Origin of the sequence: Stenotrophomonas sp. GD03958 (assembly GCF_029839005.1) — a bacterium.
Taxonomy (GTDB): domain Bacteria; phylum Pseudomonadota; class Gammaproteobacteria; order Xanthomonadales; family Xanthomonadaceae; genus Stenotrophomonas; species Stenotrophomonas hibiscicola.
The window spans coordinates 39,690-57,430 of the sequence record NZ_JAOBZT010000010.1; the positions used below are offsets into that span (position 1 = coordinate 39,690).

Consider the following 17,741-nt stretch of genomic DNA (forward strand, 5'->3'; position numbering starts at 1 on the left):
CTAAGGTGCTTCGACAATATAAAGAAGGGGCGCGCGATGCCCATTAGGGCGGTGGTGTATGTCAGCGAAGCTTCGGATCTTCTGATGGGAGACAAGCTGGGGTTGCGGGGGAGCAAGCTGGACGATCTCGTGGACGACGCAGCCCGCTTTAACCGAGACGCCGGCGTCAGCGGCATTCTTCTTTTTGACGGCGAGCGCTTCCTTCAATACTTAGAAGGGCCGTCAGACGGACTAGATGTTGCATATTCGCGCGTCCTTGGTGCCTCTAGCCACCATCACGTCCTAGAGCTCCAGAGAAGCACGGTCTCTGATCGCCGGCTTCCATTCTGGCCGATGAAATGGCTCCCCGTAGAGCCAAGCGAGCTGACTTCAACCGCGCTCGGCGATTGGGCCGGATTCAAGATGCGAGGCGACGGCGAGGCCATGAACGCGACAGCGATGGATCGGTTGCTCCTGTTGGTCTCCCGAGGCGCTGCGCTTGACGCAAGCTACGGCGTGCGGCACTCATCCTAGGTCCCCCGGCGGCAATCCACTTGCTCATGAATGGCCGTGGTGAGCTGGCGAAATCGGTAGGGCTTGGGAAGAAAACGGACGTTTTCAGGAAGCACCGGCAACTGAGACCGCTGAAGCCCTGACGAAATCACTACCTTCGCCAGCGGTTGGGACAAAGCCGCTTCAACCGCCACGTCCAAGCCGGTCGCAGAGCCTGGCATGCTGTAGTCCGTCACAACGATGGTGAACTTCCCCTCGCCGCGAAGGTATGCAATTGCCTCAATTCCCGTGCTGGCGATGGTGACATCGAAACCCTGGGCACTGAGGGCGTCGGCAACCACTGCGCGGAGATCTTCTTCATCTTCTACGAAAAGAACGTGGATCGGCATTTCAGTGGACTCGAATAGGGAAAAAAAGACTAACCCGGGTTCCTTTCCCGACTTCGCTGATCAATTCGGTGTAGCCCCCCGACTGGCTCGTGAACCCAAATACTTGGCTTAGCCCCAATCCACTTCCTTTGCCGATGGACTTGGTGGTGAAGAACGGCTCGAAAACCCGTTCCTGCAATTCCTTTGGAATGCCCTCGCCATCGTCACAGACCGTGATGCAGGCGTAATCTAACGGGCCATTCGTTGAGCTGGATGGGCTCTGTAGAGAGCGGACTGCCGCTGACACAGTGATTTGTCCACCTTGAGGCATGGCATCGCGGCTGTTGCATACCAAGTTTAGGATGGCGGCCTCCAGCTGGGCCCTATCAAGCTCAATCTCCACATCGTCCTCGGGCCATTGGATGGCCACGTCAACGTGGTCGCCAGCCGCGCGTTTAAGCATGCCCTCGAACTCATGCAGAAGGCTTCGCAGCCGGACCTTCTCCGGGACCAGGGTCTGCCCCTTGCCAAAGGTCAGCAGCTGACGCGTCAATAGTGTTCCCCGTTCGCCTGCACGCTGGGCGGTGTCAATGAGCGCCGCGGCTGCAGGGTTATCCACGTGGATACTGACCATGTCCAGACAATTGGCGATGATCGTGAGTAAGTTGTTGAAGTCGTGCGCCAGCCCCAGCGTGAATTTGCCAATAGCCTCCATCTTTTGCGCTTGAAACAGTTCGCGCTGCGCCTCAAGCAGTTGCTCTTGAGCCTGGTGGAGTTCGGTAATGTCACGGGTGATCTTGGCGAATCCGACGAGATCACCGTCAACCCAAATCGGATCGATGACCACACTCGCGCGAAACGGTGTTCCATCTTGGCGCAAGCGCCAGCCTTCGCAGGCGTATCGTCCTTCTTCAGCTGCAACGCGCAAATTGCGTTGTGGAAACCCCGCTTCCGCCTCCTCTGGAAGATAGAACCTAGAGAAGTGGGACCCTACAACATCAGCTGCGGTATAGCCCTTGATCCGCTGCCCTCCGGTGTTCCACGTCCGGATGAAGCCGGCGGTGTCCAGCATATAAATCGCGTAGTCCGTGACCGAATTCACCAGAAGGCTGAATTGCCTGGACTCATCGCTAAGAGCATCTGTGGAGCGTTGCTGGCTAATCATGGGTCATCCTCGTGGCGAGCCACCGGAGGCGACAGGTGGGGCAGTGTAGGGAGGGTCCACCGTTTGGGCGTTACGAAACCTTCACGTCCGCTGCGCGGGGCCGTCGAGACTCGCTAATGCAGACGATGTGGCTTGTTTAGCAAGGGTGGGCGATGGTGGGAGGGACGCGAGCGATGCAGGTCATGGAGCAAAGATTGATGACGCTGGGATATCAAGATAGCGTAGCGCTGGAGAGCATTCAGGGTGAGGCACGCCGGATCAAGGACCAGAGAATGTGCTGCATGTGGGGTCAGGACTCGCGTCGACCGTATTGCCGTCCCCAGTATGCTTCGCTACTGCTTGGGTGTAGGCATCCCGTGCGCATCACGCAGTGCGTCCTAGCGTCGGGGTCTGCGCTGACCGCGATGTAGCTCAATGCCTCAGCGAGCATCCGAAGAAACTGCCCTTCGGAGTAGAGCGCTGCCCATTCCGGTAGCTTCTCCTCAAGCTGAGCGATCATCAAATCGATTTCGAGACGGGTACTCATGTGGGTTGCCCTCCTGTATCCCACAATAAGAACCATCGCATTGCGTCCGGTGTCCAAGTTAAGGTCCCGGTCCCACGCCGGCTCTACTCTGCGCTCACGAGTTTTTTGCGAACCCAGTGGGAGGGGACTGAAGGTAAGCTGCGCGCGCCCGACGCCGTGAAAGCCCTTTTCGCTCCGTCGCCACTCGTTCTACACGGGCAGCCGACAGTGTAAGCGTCAGATAAGGGCACCTGAAACGACAGATAGATGTCCATGACAAACGACGCCGTTGCTCCCAATCCTGTAGACGCCGTCGTGATCGGTGGAAGCTACGCTGGCATGTCCGCCGCGCTTCAGCTTGCTCGGGCCTGTCGATCAGTGGTGATCATTGATCATGGGCTGCCAAGGAACCGCACCGCCAGCCGAGCCCATGGCTGCCTCGGTTGGGATGGCTGCGCCCCGGCCGATCTTTTGACAACCGCTCGGCGGCAACTTCAAGCCTACAGCCACGTGCGCTGGATCGCCGCCGAGGCGGTGGGTGCGCAGCGCTCTGCCCGGACCGGGTTCAAGGTCACCTGTGCCTCTGGGAGCACAGTGTCCGCACATCGATTGGTGCTGGCCCATGGGGTCGCGGACCAGCTCCCCGAAGTCCCCGGCTTGGAAGAGCGCTGGGGGAAAAGTGTCCTCCATTGCCCTTACTGCCACGGCTACGAGATCTGCGGAGGGTCGCTTGGGCTTCTGGTCGCCGCGGACGATGATGTGTTGGCGCATGCCAAGGCATTGCAGCAATGGGGGAAAATCATGATCTTCCACCGCGGAGATCGGACGGAGCAGGCATTGAACGCTCTGGAGAATCAGCTTAACGGCATTGATGCGGCCTTGGAGCGAACACCGTTGGTCGGCGTTTCTGAAGAAGCCACGGCGGACTTGGCCGACGGACGCCGGCTAGAGCTACGGGCCCTCTTTTTACACCCCGAAACGAAACTATGCTCCCCGATCGCACACCAACTCGGGTGTGAAACCGAATCCGTTGGCTGCATTTCAACGGACTCGGCGAAGCAGACCACCGTGGAAGGAGTGTTCGCCTGCGGGGATGCAGCCCGGTTCGCAGGCAACATCGCCCTGGCCATCGGAGAAGGCGCGCTCGCTGGTGTGGCTGTGCATCGCTCGTTGTTGGGGCTGCTTGACTAAGCAAGCACGGGCGTTCGCCATGCCTTCACGGTGGCATCGCCTTGCTGCCATGGGCGCCTCGTTAGGGTGGAGGTCCATTCCCTGACGGACACCACCATGGCAGAGCTCAAAGAGAACCTGTTGGATTGGCTGCGCGACGCACACGCGATGGAGCAGCAGGCGGAAACCATGCTCAAGGGCCAGGCTTCCCGGATCGAGCACTATCCGGTGCTGAAGGCTCGCATTGAAGAACACATCCAGGAGACCATCGGCCAGCGCGAACTGCTGGAAGGCTGCATCAAGCGGCTGGGCGGTTCCCCGTCGACCCTGAAGGATGTGATGGGCAAGATGGCCGCCTTCGGTCAGGCCGTCGGCGGCATGACGGCTTCTGATGAGATCGTCAAAGGCGCCATGGCCGGCTACGTCTTCGAGCACTTTGAAATCGCGTCCTACACGGCGCTTATCGCTGCTGCCAAGACCGCCGGTGATGCGGAAACCGTGAGGGTCTGTGAAGAGATTCTGGTTCAGGAAGAGGCCATGGCCGACTGGCTGGCGGCCCATCTGCCCGAGGTCACCGAAGAATTCATGGTCCGCGACGCCACCCCTGGCGTTGAAGCAAAGAAGTAAGCCACTGAGTCTCGTCGGCTGGGTTCACGCCCGGCCGACGGGGCCGGGCCTACAACGAAAGGCCCTTGGATAGGAGGCGGCTGGCATGCCCAGGCCCATCTGGAGCGGATCCCTGTCGTTCGGTCTGCTCAATGTCCCAGTTTCACTGATGTCCGGCGAGCGACGCATGGACCTCAGTTTCCGAATGTTGGACGCTCGCAACAAGAAGCCCATCCGATACGAGCGCGTCAATGCTGAGACCGGCGAAGAGGTGCCGTGGAAGGACATCGTCAAAGCCTTCGAATATGACAAGGGAAGCTACGTAGTCATAGAAAAGGAAGACATCGCTGCAGCCGCACCCGAGACTCACGAATCCATCGACGTAGAGGCGTTTGTCGACGCCAAGAGCATTGGCCTGCGGTTCTTCGAAAAGCCCTACATCCTGGTGCCAGGAAAGAAGGCGGAAAAAGGCTATGTGCTTCTGCGAGAGACCCTGAAGGAAACGGGCAAGGTCGGCATCGCCAGGGTAGTCATCCGCACCCGCGAATACATCTGTGCGGTGATGCCCGAGGACGATGCGCTGGTGATGATTCTGCTGCGCTATCCGCAGGAGCTGGTGTCGCCGGACGAATACAAGTTGCCTCAAGGCCAAGCATCCGACTACCGGGTGGCTCCCAAAGAACTGGAGATGGCCAAGCAGCTCATTGAGAGCATGACGTCGGAATGGCAACCGGACAGCTACCAGGACGAGTTCCGCGAGCGCCTGTCGGACATCATCAAAAAGCGGGTGAAGCAGGCCGGCGCCACGACCACCTTTGAGGAGCCCGAGCACCGCGAGGATTCGGCGACCAACGTGGTGGACTTCATGGCCTTGCTCCAGAAGAGCCTGGAAACCAACAAGCGCACCCCGGCGAAGGCAACCCCGGTGAAGACCGCCTCCAAGCCGTCTGCCAAAGACAGCAAGTCTGCCAAGAAGGCCACCCCCAGAAAGGCCCCGACGAAAAAAGCGGCGAAGAAGACTCCCACCAAGAAGGCTCGAAAGAGCGCCTGATCAGACTAGGAGAATCTCATGAGCGACGACAAGAAGAACACTGGCAGCCCAGACCGCGACCGCATCAATGTCAACGAGGATTACGAGCTGCAGTATTGGACCAAGGCTTTGGGTGTGTCCGCCGACGAGCTCCGGGCCGCAGTCAAAGCCGTGGGTCCTACCTCCGCAGCGGTTCGCAAGCACCTGGGCAAGTAACGGGGAGCCGTCATGTCCTTGGTCGAATACCGCCGCAAGCGCCGCTTTGATCAGACCAAGGAACCACGCGACCGATCTGGGTTGCCCGATGGATGGATCGGGCGTTCGCGCGCCAGCAGGCGCGTCAGAAGAACTAAACGCTCACGGGCAGGTTTCGCCCGGGATGTTCTCCCAGCCGCCCGGAATGCGCCGGAACGCAACACCTCCTATGCAGCGGATCTCTTCCCGGCGCTGCTTGACCTCTCGTTCTGCCTGTTCTCGGCGTGCGCGGATCTCCGCCAACGCTGCTTTTCGGTACGTGACTGGCTCGAGCTGGGGAGCCGGGTTGGCGCTGGCTGACTGAGCTGGCATAGGTTCGGCTTGGAAGCGCGCATTCCAAGCGTCGCCGGTCCGCAGATGCAGCCAGATTCCAGCACCGGCCATACCCAGTAGGATCACGGCCCACAGGCCGAGCCACGGAAATTCCCAGCGCGAGCGTGGGATGGGTTGCAGGTACTCCGGTCGTTCGCGTTCCATACGGCCCCCAAGGCGTCCTGCGCGCATTCTAGCCGGGGTGTAGGGGCAGCGCCCCTACGGCAGCGCCTCACACGCGCTGGCGAGGCCTCGGTCCTGGCACCGGCAGGCCAATGGATGACGGGATAGAATCGGACGAAATGGACCGCAAGAGGGGGGCGTAATGGACGACGTATCCATGATTTTTGGAGCAATGTGGGCAGGGCTGGAGGCCATCATCGGCAGCCCGTTGGTACAGACAATTGCAGGTGGCTTGATCGGTGCGGTCGCGGCTACAAAGGCCGTCGATCGCCAGATATCTGCTGACAGGGTCGCTGAAGCGAAATCGGACGAGGCAGCTATCGCTCGGCTGAAACTGGGTCTTCGCGTAGAAATGGAAGCGGTCCTGAAGATGGCGGAGCAATCACTAGGCCCTGAAATCGCCAAATGGAAGGCAGCGGGTGGGCGGGGGGTTTGGGTCCGTTTTTCCCCTTCAAAGCGAATACTTCACTTTGTTTGCGAAGAATGCGGACCAGTTGGGCTTGGTTGATGAGCGCACGGCGACCCTCGTTATCCAGGGATACATTGACCTCAAGGGTTCGGTGGACAGTTTTCTCTACAACAACCGTCTTCTTGAGGAATTCGAACAGGCTCGGCTTAAGCTTGGAGCGTCGACGGACAGTTCGTGGGTAGTCGAGCACATAGAGAGCATCGAAGATCAATTGCGCAGGTATGGTGCGCCGTTGATCCAGAATTACGATAAGGCGGTAGCGTCCGTAGGCGCCGCGCTGAAGAGCCTTAAGACTTGATGTCGGGGTGTAGGGGCAGCGCCCCTACGGAAGCGCCTCACACGCGCTGGCGAGGCCTCGGCCCCGATACAGGCAGGACTGCCGCTGGTGGCTCGGCGTCAGGGCCAGCCATCGCCACCGCCGAACGCTGTTTGCGCCGGCACACCACGTCCCGCAGATTGACGACAGTGGCAGGATGATGGCGAATGCCGGCGTCGCGATTGCTCACATTTTTGGAACTGTCGATCGACGGTACCGAGCGTGCAGCTTCCATCATGCGGCGCCATTCCTGCGCTTGGCAGGCGGTGAGCGACAGCCACGCCAGGTCTTCAGGCAGCAGCTCGCGACCTTCAGGCGTGATCAGGCGGTCACCGAGGAAAGAAAAACCGGCCCAAGGGCCGGTCGGGTCAATACGGTGGTGCGGGTCAAACCCAATCATGCCGCGATCTCATCCTTGGCCGGGGACTGAGGGCGCAGGCAAGAGCCGAGCCAGAGGCCCAGCCATTGCCACGCCGAGGACACGAACGCGGCCGTAGCCCGATACAGCATTTCGCATAATGTATATTATGTTCTCACTAGACTGACCAAGGCGAACGCCGCCCGGGCCCAACCCACGCTGCACGCTCCCCGTTCAAATGGCCGCCCAACATCCGCAGAACCGCGCCCCGCAGGCCGAGCCTTCTCACCCGGCATCCAAACGCCCTCGTGTAGGCTCGACGCACCACTTAAGGACGGGTTTGGCGATGCGCCTGGCTGATTTTATCGAACGGAATGCGCGGGAAATCCTCGAAGACGCGGTGGCATTCGCCGAAACGCAGGCGCCCGATACCGTCGAGTTCAGCGCAAAGCAACTTCGGAATCATCTTCCCCAGATTCTTCAGGCGGTCATAGACGATCTCAGATCGCCGCAGACAGACTCCCAGCAGCTCGCAAAGTCCCACGGGCTTGCACCGTTGAAACCCGGCCCCGAGTCCGCCGCGTCCTATCATGGCCGAACCCGCGCCATCGCTGGCTTTGGCCTCAACCAGATGGTGGCTGAGTATCGAGCGCTTCGGGCCTCAGTACTTCGGCGATGGGCATCCGACCAGCGGCTGGTCACTTCATCGATCGATGACATCCTTCGTTTCAATGAGGCCATCGACCAGGCGGTGGCCGAATCCCTTGCTCAGTTCTCTGCCGAGGTCGAATCTTGGCGGCAGATCTTCCTCGCGGCGCTCGGGCATGATCTCCGAGGCCCCTTGGCAGCGATCATCTTCTCGGCAGACACTCTGGCCAGTGGGCTGCAGGACCCAGCTTTAGCCAAGCAGGCCGAGCGGATCATCAACGGCAGCATGCGCATGAAGAAGCTGCTCGACGACCTGCTGGCTTACAGTCGCAGCAAGCTGGGCGATGGGATGGCCATTCATCCGGTGGACTGCGATCTTGCACAATCGCTTGGCGAAGAAGTCGAATTGCTTCGCGCTGCCATGCCCCACGTCCCCATCACGTATGAGGCTGAAGGCGATAGCCGCGGTTGCCTCGATGCCTCTTCGTTGCGCGAGGCGGTTCACAACCTCACGACCAACGCTGCAAAGTACGGCGAACACGGCACCGATGTGCGGATCAGCCTTGAGGGCCTCGCCGACCAGATCCTGATCACGGTGAGCAACACGGGGGCCGAACTGTCGGACGAAGTGTTCAACAGCCTGTTTGATCCCTTGCGCCGAGGCTCGCACAACGCGTCACAGGGGGAACACGCGAGCCTTGGCCTCGGCCTGTTCCTGGTGCGGGAAATCTGCCACTCGCACCGCGGCACTGTCCGTGGGCGGTGGCGTGATGGCCGCACCTCATTCGTCATAACGCTCCCGAAGAATGCTGATTGAGGCGACCGCCCTTGCGGCGGGACTACAGGAACCTGTGCATCACGAAGACATCGACCAACCCGCGCTGGCCATGCCGGAAGGCCTCTGGCAGCGTTCCAACCACCGCAAACCCCAGCTTCCGGTACAGCGCCACCGCCGGGCCGTTGGTGCTGACCACGTAATTGAACTGCATGGCCAGGAACCCTTCCGCCCTCGCCCGCTCCAGGCTGTGCTCCACCAGCGCCCGGCCCACGCCTTGCCCTTGTGCCGGCGCGTCCACCACATACGTGGCGCTGGCCACATGCGCCCCAAGGTCAGGGAAATTCGGGCCCATCTTGTACATGCCCACAACCCGGCCCTCCAGCACAGCTACATGAGGTGCCTGGGCCTGGAACCAATGCGCGCGAAACGTCTCGACAGCGAAAGAGCCAGCAAAAGGCAGCGCATCCTGCGTCGCAATGGCTTGCTTGAACATGCCCCACATCGCGTCGAAATCGCCTGCACGGGCGGGCCGGATATCCATGCGACTCCTGCAGATCTGTGGCCATGACCAGGCCGGACACTACCAGAATCCAGCCCCTGCCCCGTAGCTGCTTCACGCGCCACCACCATCGGCTCCGCAATAGTTGCAGATATTCCGGCCTTCAGAGCAGTAGATGCCCCCTGTTTCCGCGCACATCCCGCACCGGCTTCGACGGTGGAGGGTCCCTGCCTACGTTCTGCTGGGCATCTACCTGCTGTACCTGCTGGCCGGCAACATCTTCCTCAACACACCGCTGTTCGACCAGGTCACCAACCGCAAGCCGCACAAGTTCGTAATGACCACTGGGCCGGCCATTACGCTGTTGCCCGGCCATGTGATCGCCTGGAACGTGCACATGCGCGGCCACGTGAACCACACCGTCTACGTGTTGCATGCAGACCGCGCCAGCGCCCGATTGGCGGTGCTGCCCCTGTTCCAGCGCGAGGTGCGGGTGCCAAGGCTGCAGGCCACCGGAGTTTCCGCCGAGATCAGCCGCGTCGAAGAAGCCATCCCTTCACCGCCGCGCAACGACCAGGGCTGGACCTTGCGTTTCGACGCCATCCACAGCGACAGCATCCGCAGCGCACGCTTCGGCAAGCTGCTGATCATCGGCAAGGGTCAGGGCACCGTGGGGTTCCTGAAGCAGCTGCGTGGCGGCCCATCCGAACTGTTCGATTCCGAGGTCTCGTTCAGCAAGGCAGACACCAGCTATGACGGCGTGCAGCTGTTGGGCGACATGGATCTCACCGCGCGCTTCAGCTATCCGCGCCATTATCGGGACCAGGCGCCCGGCCTGGCCAAGTTGAAGCTGCTGCATGCCCAACTCGAGGTCGATGCCCGCAGCCAGGGCCTGCGCATGGACACCAATGCCACAACGCCGAAGATCTCCAGCGCACCAGTGCCTGGACGGCTGCAGGCGGCACTCCACCTGATCGATGGCCAACTGCAGCCCGGCGACCACGCGCTGTGGCATTTGCCGCTCTATCTGGGCGATGGCGCCCCCGGTCGCGGCATGCTGGCACTGCAGCTCAATGTAGCCAAGGACCTGCGCCTGCAGGCCCGCCTGCCGCCAAAGCCCGGTTCAGGCAGCGAGGTGGATGCCGATCTGCATATCAGTGGCCGGGACATTCCCTTCCAACAGCCCGCACAGCTGCTGGAACGCAGCTCTGGCACAGTACGCGGCGAATGGACGTTCACTTCGCTCAACTGGATCCCTGCCCTGTTCGTTCGCAAGCCGTGGCTGCAACTGGACGGTGGCGGCTCGCTGAAGGCGGACCTGCGTCTTCGCAACGGCGAACTGACCGAAGGCAGCACCGTGGACATTCCTGCGGCCGAAGCCGTGGCCGAGGTGGCGGGTGTGCGCCTGGCGGGCACGGCCAGTGCGCACGGCGAACTGAAGGCCGGCACGCCCAGCCAGGCGCGGCTGGCCGTCCGCTTGCCCCGCTTCACTGCGCGACCAAGCGATGCCGACAACGTCCGCCTGTTCGATGGTCGGGATCTGGCCTTGGACCTGACCGGCGATGGCCGCCTGCAGGAACTGCGCAAAGGCGTCCGCGCGCAGCTACGCTTCAGTGAAGCCACCATCCCGGATCTGACCGCCTACAACCGCTACCTGGGCTCGCCCCAGGTGCGACTGCTCCGTGGCACCGGCACCGTCAGCGGTGACGCGACCCTCGATACCGACGGGCGCGTCGGCCATGGCACGGCCCGGCTGTTGGGGCGCAACGCCAGTGCAAAGGTGGCAGGGCTGGACATGGGCGGCGATATCGACGTGAACGCAACACTGCGCCGGGGAGACTTCAATCAGCGTCATTTCGATCTGTCCGGCACCACGGTCGAGCTGCGCAACGTGCAGGTGGCGGGCACGCGGGGCTCGACGGCATGGAAAGGCCGCGTGGCCTTCAAGCGTGGGCGCATCGATGCGCAGTCGCCGTTCCAGGTGGATGCCACCACGGACCTCGATCTCAGCGATGCGCGACCGTTGCTTGCACTGTTCGCAGAGCGTACCGACTACCCGCGCTGGACCCTGTCGCTGCTGGATTCCGGCCAGGTGCAGGCACAGGCGACGCTGCGCTGGCGCCCGGGCCATCTGATCATCGATGGACTGCAGGCCGAGAATGATCGCCTTTCGGTACGCGCGCGGTTGGATCTGCTCGACCAGCGCAAGCGCGGTGATCTCTACCTGCGCTGGGGGCTGCTGGGTGCGGGCATCGAGCTGGACGGTGACCAGCGCCAATGGCACCTGGCGAAGGCAAGGGAGTGGTTTGACCAGCAACCTTCCCTGTTGCCAGCGAGCCAGGGAGCCGGTGCCGTCGGCTCTTCAGACTGAAGGCCGGCAGCCTGCATCCATTCGCTGCCCCTGTGCGTAGACAGGCAGCACAGGTATCAAGGAGCTGCACGGTATGAAGCGGAGTTCACAGGTTTCCGGGCTTCTGGGATGGGTGGCAATCACCTTCGTTGCCGCCACCCTGGGGGCGTGGGCGTCCACGTCCGCGGCAAGCTTCTACGCCACCCTCACGCTTCCGGCATGGGCGCCACCGGCCAGCGTCTTTGGTCCGGTGTGGACGATCCTCTACGCGATGATGGCGGTTGCCGCGTGGCTGGTCTGGCGCGAACGCGGTTGGCGCGACGCTCGGCCCGCGCTGCTGCTCTATCTGGTGCAGCTGGCCGTCAACGCGCTGTGGAGCTGGCTGTTCTTCGGCTGGAAGCTGGGCGCGCTTGCCTTCGCCGACATTCTTGTGTTGATCGTGTTGGTGTGCGCGACGATCGTCAGGTTCGCGCGCATCCGCCGGGTTGCGGCGGTCCTGCTGCTTCCTTACCTTGCTTGGATTTCATTCGCCTCGGCGCTCAACTTCGCCGTCTGGCGGGCTAATCCCGGGCTGCTGTGACAAGGTTCCCTGCCGCTCAGGCCTGGGCCACGGCCTGCGGGCGCCAGGTTCGCAGCAGGGCCGGCTTGAACGCCTGCTGCCCGCAACCGGTGGGGCATCGCACCACCCGCGCCGCAGTATGGCTGACCAGGCCCTGCCCTTCCTCTGCCTTGAAGATCGTCTCGCAGGACAGGCATCGGGCCACCAGCGAGTACAGATGCAGCAGCCGGCCACTGGCAGGGTCCTGCAGCGCATCCACATCCAGCAGTTCGAACTGGCAGCTGTCAGGCAGCATGCGATACGGGGGCAAGGGCACGCTCTGCAGATTCACGGGGCGGTCGCTCAGGGAAGTGGGTCCACCCTAGGCAATGACCTGTCGAGCTGATGTGCAGCGCAGATGTACTCTTCGCGAAAACTGCAAGTGCTCGACCTGGTCCTTACATGAAGAATTCAGCTTGGACAGAAACACGCTTCACACGCACACACTGGTAGGCGGATGCACGATTTTGCTTCACCATTGAAGGATACGGATGTATCACTGGCCTTTCCAGCCATCCACGAATCATGAGTCCCGCCCTTGATGCCTTCTGCTGAGCCCACGCACGACGCTGCCCTGTCGCGTTGCGCGCGCGAACCGATCCACACCCCCGGCGCGATCCAACCCTACGGTGTGCTTCTGGTCGTTGAACCGCAGTCCCTGCAGGTACGCGAGCGCGCCATCAGCCATCCGGGGCTGCTGAAGCAGTTCGGCGAACCGTTGATGCAGCACGTCACTGAGGTGCTGGGCGGCGTACTGGCGCCGTTCCAGGGCGTGTTGCAACAGGCGACGGTGGGCAGCAGCGCGCATGTCGGTGCCGTGCACCTGGATGGGCACGGCCGCCATCAGCTGCTGGTGCACCGCTCCGCCACGGACCTTCTGGTTGAGCTGGAAGCACCGGTTCCCGGCCAGCCCGGCTCGCTGGAAGAACTGTATCCAGCCATCCGCGAGCTGATGACCGGCATTGAATCGGCAGCGACGGTGGAAGACCTGTGCAGGCTTGCGGCCGCGCACATGCGCCGGCTGACCGGCTTTGACCGCACCCTGGTCTATCAGTTCGATGCCGGCTGGAATGGCATCGTGGTGGCCGAGGATGGCAACGGCCTGTTGCCATCCTACCTGGACCTGCGCTTCCCCGAATCTGACATTCCTGCGCAGGCCCGCGAACTCTACCGCCGCAACCGGGTGCGCCTGATCGCGGACAACAACTACACCCCCGCGCCGTTGATGCGGGCCGACGACCATCGCGACGCACCAGCCACCGACCTGAGCCTGGCCGTGCTGCGCAGCGTCTCGCCGGTCCACCTGCAGTACATGCGCAACATGGGGACCGGCGCGTCGATGTCGGTATCGCTGGTGCATGAAGGCCGCTTGTGGGGCCTGGTGTCCTGCCACACCGTGCAGCCACGCCGCCTGCCCTACCACGTGCGCACTGCCTGCGAGTTCATGGGCCAGATCCTGTCGCTGCAGATCGCGTTGAAGGAGCGCGCGCGTGCGATCGAAGAGCGCGTTGCCCGTCGTTCCATACTGGTCAAGCTGCTGGGTCGCATGGCCGGCGACGAGGACTTCATGGCGGCCCTGCGCCAGGACGAGGCCAGCCTGCTGTCGCTGACCGGCGCGGCCGGCGCGGCGATCGTGCACAAGGGCGATTGCCTGCGTGTTGGCCAGTGCCCTTCCGCCAGCGACGTGCTGGCCCTGGCGAACTGGCTGGCCACGCAGCAGGCCGGCCAGGAAGCCTACTGCACCGATCACCTGGCAGCCGACTGGTCGCCTGCCGCGCACCTGGCCGACGTAGCCAGCGGCCTGCTGGCGGTGTCCATTTCGCAGCTGCATGACAGTTACCTGATGTGGTTCCGCCCGGAAGTGGTGCGCACCGTGCGCTGGGGTGGCGATCCCCGCAAGGAAGCAGCACCGGGCGTGGCGCTGTCCCCGCGCAGCTCGTTCGAGGCCTGGAAGGAGACCGTGCAGCAGCGCAGCCTGCCGTGGAGCGACGCTGACTGCGACGCCGCACACGAGATGCGCACGGCCATCGTCGATATCGTGTTGCGCAAGGCCGAGGAAATGGCCGAACTGAACGAGCAGCTGCTCCGCAGCAACAAGGAACTGGAAGCCTTCTCCTATTCGGTCAGCCACGACCTGCGCGCTCCGTTCCGTCACATTGTCGGCTATTCCGAGCTGCTGGGCAGCTCGGCGGGCGAACGCCTGAACGATACCGAGCGCCGCTTCCTGGACACGATCGTGGAATCGGCCAAGTCCGCCGGAACACTGGTGGATGACCTTCTCAGCTTCTCGCAGATGGGGCGCTCCACGCTGGGGCGTGTACGGCTGGACATGACCGCGCTGGCCGAGGACGTGCGCCGGAGCCTGGCCTTGGACTACACCGGCCGCGACGTGCAGTGGACGCTCGCACCGCTGCCGGAGGTCGAGGCCGATCCGACGATGCTGCGCCTGGTATGGCAGAACCTGCTGGGCAACGCGATCAAGTTCACCCGCGAGCGCGAACACGCGGTGATCGAGGTTGGTCACGAGCGAAACGACGACGAAGACCACTTCTTCGTGCGCGACAACGGCTGCGGCTTCGACATGCGCTACGTGGACAAGCTGTTCGGCGTGTTCCAGCGCCTGCACCACGTCGAAGAGTTCGAAGGCACCGGCATCGGCCTGGCCAATGTCCGCCGCATCATCGGCCGCCATGGCGGCCGTACCTGGGCCGAGGGCGAGCCCGGCAAGGGCGCCACAATCCATTTCACCCTACCCCGCTTCACAGGAGAACACCCATGAGGGACCTGCGGCCGATCCTCCTGGTAGAGGACAGCCCCAAGGATGCAGAGCTGACGATGGCCGCGCTTGCGCGCTGCCAGCTGTTGAACGATGTCATCCATGTACGCGACGGCGCCGAAGCGTTGGATTACCTGCGCTGCGAAGGCAAGTTCGCCGGCGCCATGCACGGCGGCCCAGTGGTGGTGCTGCTGGACCTGAAGCTGCCCAAGGTCAACGGCCTGGAGGTGCTGGAACAGGTGCGTGGCGACCCGCAGCTGAGCAGCACGCCGGTGGTGATGTTGACCTCCTCGCGCGAAGAACAGGATCTCGTGCGCAGTTACGAACTGGGCGTGAACGCGTTCGTGGTCAAGCCGGTCGACTTCAAGGAATTCTTCGACGCCATTCAGGGGCTGGGCATGTTCTGGGGCATCACCAACCAGCCGCCACCGCATCGGCCCAATGGCTCGGGGCAGCACAACAATGCGTGATGGATCGCGCCGCAGCGAGCGCCTGCGCATCCTCATGCTGGAGGACAGCGCGCTTGATGCGGAGCTGATCACCGCACAGCTGCGGCGTGCCGGCCTGGAGTTCGAGGTCGAGCGCCTGTGGACGCGCAATGCGTTCATCGAGGCCATCGACAACCGTGCGTTCGACGTGATCCTGGCCGACCATGTGCTGCCCGGATTCGATGGCGATGCGGCCCTCGCGCTGGCGCGCGAGCGGATTCCACAGACCCCTTTCATCTTCGTCTCCGGCACACTGACGGAAGAGCTGGCCGTACAGGCGCTGACCCGTGGCGCGCGCGATTACGTCGTCAAGCAGCGCCTGCAACGCCTGCCGGATGCGATCCGCCGCGCTCGCCAGGAAGCCCATGAACGCGCCCAGCTGATGCATGCCCAGGCGGCGCTGAACGAGAGCCAGGCGCAGCTGCAGCAGGTCACCGATGCCGTACCCGCGCTGATCGCCCAGCTCGACAACGCGCATCGTTACCGGTTCGCCAACAAGGCGTTCCTGGACTGGCATGGATTCAGCCTGGCCGAGCTGCTGGGCCGGACCGCGCGCGATGTCAGCGGCATATCCGCTTTCGAACACGCCTTGCCCAGCCTTGAACGGGTACTGCAGGGCGAACGCACGAGCTTCCAGGTCGAGCTCGTCCATCGCAGTGGCGAGTCGCGTTTCGTACAGATGGAATGCGTGCCGGAGCATGCCGCCGATGGCAGCGTGGCCGGCTACATCTGCCTGGGTAGCGACGTCTCGCAGCTCAAGCAGGCCGAGCTGGCCCTGCGTGAGGACAACCAGCTGCTCGAGCAGCAGGTGCAGGCGCGCACGGCCGAGCTGCGCGCCAGCAAGCGCCGCCTGCAGGCGATCTTCGAGTCCAGCTTCCAGCATCAGGTGCTGCTGGATCTGCGCGGATGCGTGGTCGATGCCAATGACGCTTCCTTGGCCGCTGTACTGGTAGACAAAAAGGACATTGTTGGCCAGCGCTTCGCCGAATCGGTCTGGTTCGCCACCACCGAGGGCATGGGCGCAGCGATCGACCGCGCCGTAGGAGACGCGGCGCAGGGCCGCAGTTCACTGCATGCGCTGGAGCTGGAGCTCCCGACCGGCCGCCGCAGCTTCGACTTCTCGTTCCGTCCGCTGCTCGACGCCGAAGGGGCGGTCACCGCCGTTGTCTCCGAGGCCGTTGAAACCACCGCACGCCTGCAGGCCGAGCACGCGCTCCGCCAGTCACAGAAGATCGAGGCGGTCGGTCAGCTCACCGGCGGCATCGCGCATGATTTCAACAACATCCTGACCGTCATTTCCGGCAACGTCGAGCACGCCATGCTGCTCAGCGAAAGGGCTGGCGAGGCCGGTGCGCTGGTAGGCCGTGCGCTGGACAATGCGCTGAAGGGGGTGGGCCGTGCCGCCAGCCTGACCCAGCGCCTGCTGGCGTTTGCCCGCCGCCAGCCGCTGCGCAGCCAGGCCGCTGACCTCAATGTCCGCCTGCTGGACATGCACGACATGCTGCAGCGTGCACTGGGTGAACTGGTGCAGCTGGAGATCCGCAGCGCGGAGGATATCTGGTGCGTGGAGATCGACATCAGCCAACTGGAGGCCTCCGTACTGAACCTGGCGGTCAACGCCCGCGATGCGATGCCGCGTGGCGGGCGGCTGGTGATTGAAGTCGACAACAGCCACCTGGACCACGACTATGCCGCGCTGTTCCCGGATGCAACGCCGGGCGAATACGTGATGCTGCGGGTGCGCGACAACGGCCACGGCATGGATGCGGCGACGCTCGCCCGGGTCTTCGAACCCTTCTTCACCACCAAGCAGGTTGGCCGTGGCACCGGCCTGGGCCTGTCGATGGTGCACGGGTTCGTCAAGCAGTCAGGCGGCCACGTGCTGATCGATTCGGTGGAAGGCGGCGGCACCAGCATCACCATGATGTTCCCGCGTTCACTGCTGCCGTTGCCCAGCGAAGCGCGCACTCCGCAGACCGGCCTGGCAGGCTATTCGCCGCGCGAGGAAACCATCCTGGTGACCGAGGACAACGACGATGTCCGTGCCCACACGGTGGATGCACTGCGGCTGCTGGGCTACCGGGTATTGGAAGCCCACGACGGCCCTTCCGCACTGCGGCTGCTGGAACGCCCGGATACCAGGGTGGACCTGCTGTTCTCGGACGTGGTGATGCCCGGCATGTCGGGCTGGGAGCTGGTGCGGGAAGTCCGTGAACGCTGGCCGGAGGTCGCCGTACTGTTCACGTCGGGCTATCCCCGTGACCACGACCAGGTGGGCAGCCAAGGGCGGGCCGTTGCGCTGCTGCCAAAGCCGTTCACCCGAAGTGATCTGGCGACGGCCGTGCGCACCGCGCTGGAGGCAGCGCCACACTGAG

The 17,741-nt window shown here is 63.1% G+C and carries 18 protein-coding genes; 12 read left to right on the forward strand and 6 right to left on the reverse strand.

Features of this window, described 5'->3' with window-relative positions:
- Positions 1 to 36 precede the first annotated feature (36 nt).
- Entirely contained in the window at positions 37 to 513 is a 477-nt protein-coding gene (locus N5C25_RS05060) for a BLUF domain-containing protein (RefSeq protein ID WP_197575989.1), read from the forward strand.
- Here the strand turns inward: N5C25_RS05060 and N5C25_RS05065 are convergent.
- Both N5C25_RS05065 and N5C25_RS05070 read right to left on the reverse strand, forming a co-directional pair.
- Positions 510 to 881: a response regulator gene (locus tag N5C25_RS05065; protein ID WP_058983046.1), complete on the reverse strand. Its 372-nt coding sequence runs from the start codon at positions 879 to 881 to the stop codon at positions 510 to 512. The two genes, N5C25_RS05060 and N5C25_RS05065, sit on opposite strands and share 4 nt — an antisense overlap.
- Position 882: 1 nt before the next feature.
- Positions 883 to 2,025 carry an ATP-binding protein gene (locus N5C25_RS05070; protein WP_279936548.1) on the reverse strand — a complete coding sequence of 381 codons (1,143 nt, stop codon included), beginning with the start codon at positions 2,023 to 2,025 and terminating at the stop codon, positions 883 to 885.
- A 778-nt stretch (positions 2,026 to 2,803) separates the two neighbouring features.
- Here N5C25_RS05070 and N5C25_RS05075 point away from each other — a divergent pair.
- The 4 genes from N5C25_RS05075 (at position 2,804) to N5C25_RS05090 (ending at position 5,552) form a co-directional block, all read left to right on the forward strand.
- The gene (locus tag N5C25_RS05075) at positions 2,804 to 3,721 is read left to right on the forward strand and encodes an NAD(P)/FAD-dependent oxidoreductase (protein ID WP_058983075.1); all 918 of its coding nucleotides are present in this window, start codon (positions 2,804 to 2,806) and stop codon (positions 3,719 to 3,721) included.
- A 96-nt stretch (positions 3,722 to 3,817) separates the two neighbouring features.
- Positions 3,818 to 4,327, forward strand: coding sequence for a DUF892 family protein (locus N5C25_RS05080; protein WP_049417379.1), 510 nt, complete (start codon positions 3,818 to 3,820; stop codon positions 4,325 to 4,327).
- An 85-nt stretch (positions 4,328 to 4,412) separates the two neighbouring features.
- Positions 4,413 to 5,357, forward strand: coding sequence for a Ku protein (locus tag N5C25_RS05085; protein WP_111190377.1), 945 nt, complete (start codon positions 4,413 to 4,415; stop codon positions 5,355 to 5,357).
- An 18-nt stretch (positions 5,358 to 5,375) separates the two neighbouring features.
- Complete coding sequence (locus N5C25_RS05090; RefSeq protein WP_065426569.1) at positions 5,376 to 5,552, forward strand: DUF3606 domain-containing protein; 177 nt, start codon at positions 5,376 to 5,378, stop codon at positions 5,550 to 5,552.
- A gap of 141 nt (positions 5,553 to 5,693) precedes the next feature.
- Here N5C25_RS05090 and N5C25_RS05095 read toward each other — a convergent pair whose 3' ends face one another.
- The gene (locus tag N5C25_RS05095) at positions 5,694 to 6,068 is read right to left on the reverse strand and encodes a hypothetical protein (protein ID WP_144435359.1); all 375 of its coding nucleotides are present in this window, start codon (positions 6,066 to 6,068) and stop codon (positions 5,694 to 5,696) included.
- Between the two features lie 160 nt (positions 6,069 to 6,228).
- Between N5C25_RS05095 and N5C25_RS05100 the strand changes: the two genes are divergently transcribed.
- Positions 6,229 to 6,594: a hypothetical protein gene (locus N5C25_RS05100; RefSeq protein WP_279936549.1), complete on the forward strand. Its 366-nt coding sequence runs from the start codon at positions 6,229 to 6,231 to the stop codon at positions 6,592 to 6,594.
- A gap of 296 nt (positions 6,595 to 6,890) precedes the next feature.
- On the opposite strand, the gene N5C25_RS05105 is transcribed toward N5C25_RS05100, so the two are convergent.
- On the reverse strand, positions 6,891 to 7,271 hold the full coding sequence (locus tag N5C25_RS05105; protein ID WP_251101820.1) for a DUF3653 domain-containing protein: 381 nt from the start codon (positions 7,269 to 7,271) through the stop codon (positions 6,891 to 6,893).
- 304 nt (positions 7,272 to 7,575) lie between these two features.
- Here N5C25_RS05105 and N5C25_RS05110 point away from each other — a divergent pair, with 304 nt between their 5' ends.
- Complete coding sequence (locus N5C25_RS05110) at positions 7,576 to 8,694, forward strand: sensor histidine kinase (RefSeq protein WP_279936550.1); 1,119 nt, start codon at positions 7,576 to 7,578, stop codon at positions 8,692 to 8,694.
- Between the two features lie 22 nt (positions 8,695 to 8,716).
- Here the strand turns inward: N5C25_RS05110 and N5C25_RS05115 are convergent, their stop codons facing one another.
- A complete protein-coding gene (locus tag N5C25_RS05115; protein ID WP_262213648.1) occupies positions 8,717 to 9,196 on the reverse strand; it encodes a GNAT family N-acetyltransferase in 480 nt (159 codons plus the stop codon).
- 133 nt (positions 9,197 to 9,329) lie between these two features.
- On the opposite strand from N5C25_RS05115, the gene N5C25_RS05120 reads away from it, so the two are divergent.
- Both N5C25_RS05120 and N5C25_RS05125 read left to right on the forward strand, forming a co-directional pair.
- A complete protein-coding gene (locus tag N5C25_RS05120) occupies positions 9,330 to 11,525 on the forward strand; it encodes a hypothetical protein (protein ID WP_279936551.1) in 2,196 nt (731 codons plus the stop codon).
- Positions 11,526 to 11,598: 73 nt separating this feature from the next.
- The gene (locus tag N5C25_RS05125; protein ID WP_279936552.1) at positions 11,599 to 12,084 is read left to right on the forward strand and encodes a tryptophan-rich sensory protein; all 486 of its coding nucleotides are present in this window, start codon (positions 11,599 to 11,601) and stop codon (positions 12,082 to 12,084) included.
- Between the two features lie 16 nt (positions 12,085 to 12,100).
- Here the strand turns inward: N5C25_RS05125 and N5C25_RS05130 are convergent, their stop codons facing one another.
- A complete protein-coding gene (locus tag N5C25_RS05130; RefSeq protein WP_058981661.1) occupies positions 12,101 to 12,394 on the reverse strand; it encodes a hypothetical protein in 294 nt (97 codons plus the stop codon).
- A gap of 249 nt (positions 12,395 to 12,643) precedes the next feature.
- Here N5C25_RS05130 and N5C25_RS05135 point away from each other — a divergent pair, with 249 nt between their 5' ends.
- From N5C25_RS05135 to N5C25_RS05145, 3 genes are read left to right on the forward strand one after another with little or no spacing between them, the layout of a single operon-like run.
- Positions 12,644 to 14,881, forward strand: a complete 2,238-nt coding sequence (locus tag N5C25_RS05135) for an ATP-binding protein (RefSeq protein ID WP_058981663.1) — start codon at positions 12,644 to 12,646, stop codon at positions 14,879 to 14,881.
- The gene (locus tag N5C25_RS05140; protein WP_005409633.1) at positions 14,878 to 15,348 is read left to right on the forward strand and encodes a response regulator; all 471 of its coding nucleotides are present in this window, start codon (positions 14,878 to 14,880) and stop codon (positions 15,346 to 15,348) included. Before N5C25_RS05135 ends, N5C25_RS05140 begins: the two co-directional genes overlap by 4 nt.
- Entirely contained in the window at positions 15,341 to 17,740 is a 2,400-nt protein-coding gene (locus N5C25_RS05145; protein WP_251102022.1) for a hybrid sensor histidine kinase/response regulator, read from the forward strand. Before N5C25_RS05140 ends, N5C25_RS05145 begins: the two co-directional genes overlap by 8 nt.
- Position 17,741 lies beyond the last annotated feature (1 nt).

Excerpts from the sequence above, each read along its gene's own strand:
- N5C25_RS05100 (WP_279936549.1), top strand. The coding sequence starts at position 6,229 with ATGGACGACGTATCCATGATTTTTGGAGCAATGTGGGCAGGGCTGGAG.
- N5C25_RS05115 (WP_262213648.1), bottom strand. The coding sequence starts at position 9,196 with ATGGATATCCGGCCCGCCCGTGCAGGCGATTTCGACGCGATGTGGGGC.
- N5C25_RS05080 (WP_049417379.1), top strand. The coding sequence starts at position 3,818 with ATGGCAGAGCTCAAAGAGAACCTGTTGGATTGGCTGCGCGACGCACAC.
- N5C25_RS05145 (WP_251102022.1), top strand. The coding sequence starts at position 15,341 with ATGCGTGATGGATCGCGCCGCAGCGAGCGCCTGCGCATCCTCATGCTG.
- N5C25_RS05135 (WP_058981663.1), top strand. The coding sequence starts at position 12,644 with ATGCCTTCTGCTGAGCCCACGCACGACGCTGCCCTGTCGCGTTGCGCG.
- N5C25_RS05140 (WP_005409633.1), top strand. The coding sequence starts at position 14,878 with ATGAGGGACCTGCGGCCGATCCTCCTGGTAGAGGACAGCCCCAAGGAT.
- N5C25_RS05110 (WP_279936550.1), top strand. The coding sequence starts at position 7,576 with ATGCGCCTGGCTGATTTTATCGAACGGAATGCGCGGGAAATCCTCGAA.
- N5C25_RS05070 (WP_279936548.1), bottom strand. The coding sequence starts at position 2,025 with ATGATTAGCCAGCAACGCTCCACAGATGCTCTTAGCGATGAGTCCAGG.
- N5C25_RS05125 (WP_279936552.1), top strand. The coding sequence starts at position 11,599 with ATGAAGCGGAGTTCACAGGTTTCCGGGCTTCTGGGATGGGTGGCAATC.
- N5C25_RS05120 (WP_279936551.1), top strand. The coding sequence starts at position 9,330 with ATGCCCCCTGTTTCCGCGCACATCCCGCACCGGCTTCGACGGTGGAGG.
- N5C25_RS05085 (WP_111190377.1), top strand. The coding sequence starts at position 4,413 with ATGCCCAGGCCCATCTGGAGCGGATCCCTGTCGTTCGGTCTGCTCAAT.
- N5C25_RS05075 (WP_058983075.1), top strand. The coding sequence starts at position 2,804 with ATGACAAACGACGCCGTTGCTCCCAATCCTGTAGACGCCGTCGTGATC.
- N5C25_RS05065 (WP_058983046.1), bottom strand. The coding sequence starts at position 881 with ATGCCGATCCACGTTCTTTTCGTAGAAGATGAAGAAGATCTCCGCGCA.
- N5C25_RS05095 (WP_144435359.1), bottom strand. The coding sequence starts at position 6,068 with ATGGAACGCGAACGACCGGAGTACCTGCAACCCATCCCACGCTCGCGC.
- N5C25_RS05105 (WP_251101820.1), bottom strand. The coding sequence starts at position 7,271 with ATGATTGGGTTTGACCCGCACCACCGTATTGACCCGACCGGCCCTTGG.
- N5C25_RS05090 (WP_065426569.1), top strand. The coding sequence starts at position 5,376 with ATGAGCGACGACAAGAAGAACACTGGCAGCCCAGACCGCGACCGCATC.
- N5C25_RS05060 (WP_197575989.1), top strand. The coding sequence starts at position 37 with ATGCCCATTAGGGCGGTGGTGTATGTCAGCGAAGCTTCGGATCTTCTG.